This window comes from Streptomyces sp. NPDC056160 (assembly GCF_042268205.1).
Taxonomy (GTDB): Bacteria; Actinomycetota; Actinomycetes; order Streptomycetales; family Streptomycetaceae; genus Streptomyces.
The window spans coordinates 1-4,052 of sequence record NZ_JBHJUW010000282.1; the positions used below are offsets into that span (position 1 = coordinate 1).

The following is a 4,052-nucleotide window of genomic DNA, read 5'->3' on the forward strand; positions in this document are numbered from 1 at the left end:
CCGGTCAGGAAACGCACCAGCACCACATGCGGATCCACGATCTCCGCCCGGACCCGCTCAGGCGACCCCTCGGGAACCGTCATCCCCGTCAACGCGACCACAATGCCGTTGACCACAGGATCCACAGCCACCAAAACCACCCGCAAACGCACATCTGCCGACGGAACAGGCTGTCGCGTGATCGCGTCCACAGCATCTGCGCCGTGAAGGGTAAGCACCCTCTTTACTTCACACGGATCGGCCGACCGAAAGGTTCACCGCTCGGTAACGAGAAAATCGCGCCATGCCGGAGATGGCGTCCGTCCGGTGTGAGACATGTGTCCGGGAATCGCGAAAGGCGTGTCCCGGCGCCGGATGAACCAGGTGCCGGAACACGCTCGAAAGAGCGGGGACGCGTGTCAGCCCTACGCGTCGCCCGCGGTCGCGGTCTGCCGGTCCACGGGCTCGACCAGGGAGTACATGACAGAGCGCTGCTGCTTGTGCCGCCGGATACGGCCCTTGGCGACCAGGGCCTCCAGGGTGTTGCGCACCACCTGCGGCGTGGGATTGCGGTCCGGGTGCTTCTCCAGCAGTTCGTCGCGCAGTTCCTTCGCCAGGCGCGGCTCGTCGTACGCGCCGAGCAGTTCCCGCAGGAGATCCCCGAGCAGCGGCTGACGCGACTTCCCCTTCGCGGCAGTCTTCGGGGTGTTCCGGCCGGTCTGTGCGGTCGGCGTGCCCGACGTCGTACGACGTGTCGAGGCGCCCGCGGCGGCGGACAGGAGGCCGCTCTCGGACCTCTCGGGTGTGAGAGCGGGCTCTCCCTGGGCCTGTTCGGGAAGCCGGGACGGGTCGGCCGCCCCCTCATACCGCTCAGCGAGGGTCAGGATGTCGACCAGGAGGCCTTCCTCCTGCTTCAACGACTTGATCTTCTCGGCCAGTTCCTGCTGGCGCCGGCGATTCTCCTCCAGGTCCGATGCGGCCTGCTCGACGTACCGCGATCGGAGCGTGGCGGCTGATTGGCTGGTCATAACCGTTCACTCCTTTGTATTTGGATGACGTTGCGCACGGTACCCACGCCGGGAGACCTGTGCTGAGGAGTGTGCATCACGGGGGCCGGGCGGAACGTCGTGCTGTCGGTGTGAAGTGGTGTGCCACCTGGCCGTACGGGCCCGGCTCCGCTGCCACTCCAGTTTGCCCGCCTGCGGTCCGGGAAACCTCCCTCAGGAGGAAACTTCCCCCGAACGATGTCCCGGAATCGGCCGGCTTCACCGGACACCGCCCGATGCGCGGCCTTCGGCCATGATCCGTCAGGTTTCCCCGCGATCATGGGCCTGACCTGCGGCTTCCTTGGCGGATCCGTGGTGCACCGGGCCATGGCCGGGCACGATGACGTCCGCGTCGACGCCTTTGAGCGTGGTCAGCGCGGCGAGGGCGGCGGTCCGGTCGGTGTGGAACATGTCCGGCAGCAACTGGGGGCCGGTGATCCTGGACGTCGGGTGTCCCGTGACCAGTGCGTCACCGCTGATCAGGATGCCGCTGCCAGGCAGGTGGTAGGCGCAGGGCCCCTCGGTGTGTCCGGGAGTGTGCACGGGGACCGGTGGGATCCGGGCAGGTCGAGGGGGCCGGGGCCGGGAAAGGCCAGCGGCTCGGTCACCGGGACGTGCCGGGTGCCGCCGGACCGCAGTGCGTGCACGGCCCACGGGAGCACACCGGGGCGCCACGCCTGGGCGAGCACCTGGCCGATGAACACCTGGTCGAGGAAGTCGCGCCGGGCGTGCGGCACCTCCTCCTCGTGCATCAGCACCGGCACGCCGTGGGCCACCCGCAGCCGTTCGGCCGCTCCGATGTGGTCGTTGTGCGCGTGCGTGACGAGGACGGCGGCCACCGATTCCGGCCGCAGGCCGAGCATGGCCAGCGACGCCAGCACGGCGTCGTGGTCCCCGGGGTAGCCCGAATCGACCAGGACGCAGCTGTCGCCCTCCTTGGCGATCACCCAGTTGGTGTTGCTCCCGGAGACCGCGTAGACCTCGTCACCGACGCGCACGACGTCCTCGTCGCGCGGTTCCTTCGGCATGTCTTCCCTCCCTCGTGCGGCCGGCGGACCGGGGCGCGGTCCTCGGACCCCTTCTGGAAGGGGTGCGGCGGACGGCCAGGACCCGTCATGAGGCCCGGCGGCCGACGTGTGACACCCGCCGCTTCACCGCGGCGGACGCAGCACCTGCTGCATGTGTGCTTGACGAGCACTACATGCGTAGTGTGTCATATGTTGTCCGGGCCGCCGCAGCCGGCCAGGAGCTTCTCCAGGTCCGCGGGCGGGAGATCCGCGGGGGTGGCGCCGGGCGGGCCGAGGATGATGTCACCCAGTTCCTCGGTGACAGCCTGGAACAGGCCCATGTCCCATTCGGTCTCGGACGTGGCCAGGTGCGCGGGGGTACCGGAGCGGCGGATGAGTTCCGCGAACGCGGCCGGGGACGTGATGTTCAGGGACCGCGCGCCCTCGGGGCCTGCCTTGAGCGTGTGCGGGGTGTTCATCGGGATGGCGTAGAAGTCGCCGGACCGCAGGATGAACGTGTCGCGCCCGGCCCACACCGTCAGGCTGCCCTCGACCACCCAGATCCGCTCCTCGTAGCCGGTGTGCAGATGCAGCGGTGTGCCCGCGTCGCCGGGCAGGACGGCGTCCGAGAGGTCGTGACGGCCGTCCGTCTCCTCCGCGGATATGAGGATGGACAGGCGCAGGTGCTGACCGAGGACGAACTGGCGGTCCTGCGGCACCGGCGGCGAGGGGAAGTTGCTCACGATGACGGGTCCTGACTCCATGTGAGGATGACTCGATGCCCGGAACGGATGACGCGAGGGCGCGCGAAGAGAAGAAGTCCGGGCAGAGCCGCTGACGACACAGGGACCCTATACCCCGGGCACACTTCACATGGACGGAGAGACGATGACGACACATATTTCTGACTGCGGGCAGACATGGAAGGCTGTCCGCCGGAACAGGGCGGCGGATGCCCGGTCCGCGGTTCTGGCGGCCGCCACCCGCCTCTTCGTGCATCGCGGCTACGGGAACGTGACGGTCACCGACATCGCACGCGAGGCCGGGACGGCGGTACCCGCCGTGTATGCCGGGGCACGGGGTAAAGCGGCGATCCTCACCACCCTCATCGACGAGGGAAGTCACGATCCGATCGTGGAGTGGGCCCTGGACGCGGTGCGTGCCTGCGGCGACCCGGGGGAGGTGATCACCCTGCTCGTGCACGGCATCCGCGTCGACAACGAGCGGTACGAGGACCTGGTGCGTGTCATGATCACGGCGGCTGCGCTGGAGGACGCGGCCCGGCAGACACTAGTACTCCAGTCTGGTTTCGCGATCTTGTAGCCGTACCCGGCCGGGAACGGGTACGGCCACCGCGTGATCATCGGTTGGTGTGTAGACAAACGAAGATCGTGCGGTGGCCGCGGGCCATAGCGTAGACCCCGTCCGCTGGCGGGCGATGTTCGACCAGGCCATGGCCCGGATCGCGGGCCGGTTCGGTCGAGTTGAGCCGAGTGAGGGGCCACGAAGTTTCCGGACAGGCACCCAATAGGGTTGTCCTGAGCAAGGAAACGAGGAAGAAGTGGCGCCCCCCAGTAAGTACTCGCCGGAGTTCCGCGACGAAGCCGTCCAGATCGCGTTGAGGTCAAGCAAGACGATCTCCGAAGTCGCCCGGGAGCTTGAGCTGAACTCGGAGACGCTACGCGGCTGGGTGAAGAAGTACCAGAAGCAGCAGGAACCGGCCCCCGATGCGGGATGGTGTCCTGCCGAGTGGTGTAGCAGCGATCTCCGCGTAGCCCCTGGTCAAGAGGCAGCCATCGCGCAACTCTCCGAGTGGAGAAGCTCGTTGAAACGAGAGGTGACGCGATGGCTTTGTCCCAGCATGACTTATTCCGCCTGATGGAGTCACTGCGTACGGCGGACGGAATCGAGTTGATCAGGGTCCTGGCCCAGCGGATCCTGCAGGAACTCATCGAGGCCGAGGCCACAGCCCACATCGGCGCCGAGCCCGGCGAGCACACCGAGACCCGCACGACGATGC

The 4,052-nt window shown here is 67.8% G+C and carries 5 protein-coding genes and 1 pseudogene; 2 read left to right on the forward strand and 4 right to left on the reverse strand.

Going from position 1 to position 4,052, the window contains the following annotated elements; genetic code table 11:
- The 4 genes and pseudogenes from ACFC02_RS41850 to ACFC02_RS41865 all read right to left on the reverse strand — a co-directional run.
- The coding region (locus ACFC02_RS41850; protein WP_376368155.1) for a hypothetical protein at positions 1-191 on the reverse strand (191 nt) is incomplete at its 3' end.
- A gap of 213 nt (positions 192-404) precedes the next feature.
- Positions 405-1,007: a hypothetical protein gene (locus ACFC02_RS41855; RefSeq protein WP_376368157.1), complete on the reverse strand. Its 603-nt coding sequence runs from the start codon at positions 1,005-1,007 to the stop codon at positions 405-407.
- 279 nt (positions 1,008-1,286) lie between these two features.
- Positions 1,287-2,053 (reverse strand): annotated as a pseudogene (locus tag ACFC02_RS41860) (MBL fold metallo-hydrolase).
- A 185-nt stretch (positions 2,054-2,238) separates the two neighbouring features.
- Positions 2,239-2,796, reverse strand: coding sequence for a cupin domain-containing protein (locus ACFC02_RS41865; protein WP_376368159.1), 558 nt, complete (start codon positions 2,794-2,796; stop codon positions 2,239-2,241).
- Positions 2,797-2,905: 109 nt separating this feature from the next.
- Here ACFC02_RS41865 and ACFC02_RS41870 point away from each other — a divergent pair, with 109 nt between their 5' ends.
- Together ACFC02_RS41870 and ACFC02_RS41875 are read left to right on the forward strand one after the other, a co-directional pair.
- Positions 2,906-3,355, forward strand: coding sequence for a TetR/AcrR family transcriptional regulator (locus ACFC02_RS41870; protein ID WP_376368161.1), 450 nt, complete (start codon positions 2,906-2,908; stop codon positions 3,353-3,355).
- A gap of 238 nt (positions 3,356-3,593) precedes the next feature.
- A complete protein-coding gene (locus ACFC02_RS41875) occupies positions 3,594-3,911 on the forward strand; it encodes a transposase (protein WP_376368163.1) in 318 nt (105 codons plus the stop codon).
- The last annotated feature ends 141 nt before the right edge of the window (positions 3,912-4,052 follow it).

What these genes read in the sequence shown, in the direction of transcription:
- ACFC02_RS41855 (WP_376368157.1), bottom strand. Translation starts at nt 1,007, where the DNA reads ATGACCAGCCAATCAGCCGCCACGCTCCGATCGCGGTACGTCGAGCAG.
- ACFC02_RS41865 (WP_376368159.1), bottom strand. Translation starts at nt 2,796, where the DNA reads ATGGAGTCAGGACCCGTCATCGTGAGCAACTTCCCCTCGCCGCCGGTG.
- ACFC02_RS41870 (WP_376368161.1), top strand. Translation starts at nt 2,906, where the DNA reads ATGGACGGAGAGACGATGACGACACATATTTCTGACTGCGGGCAGACA.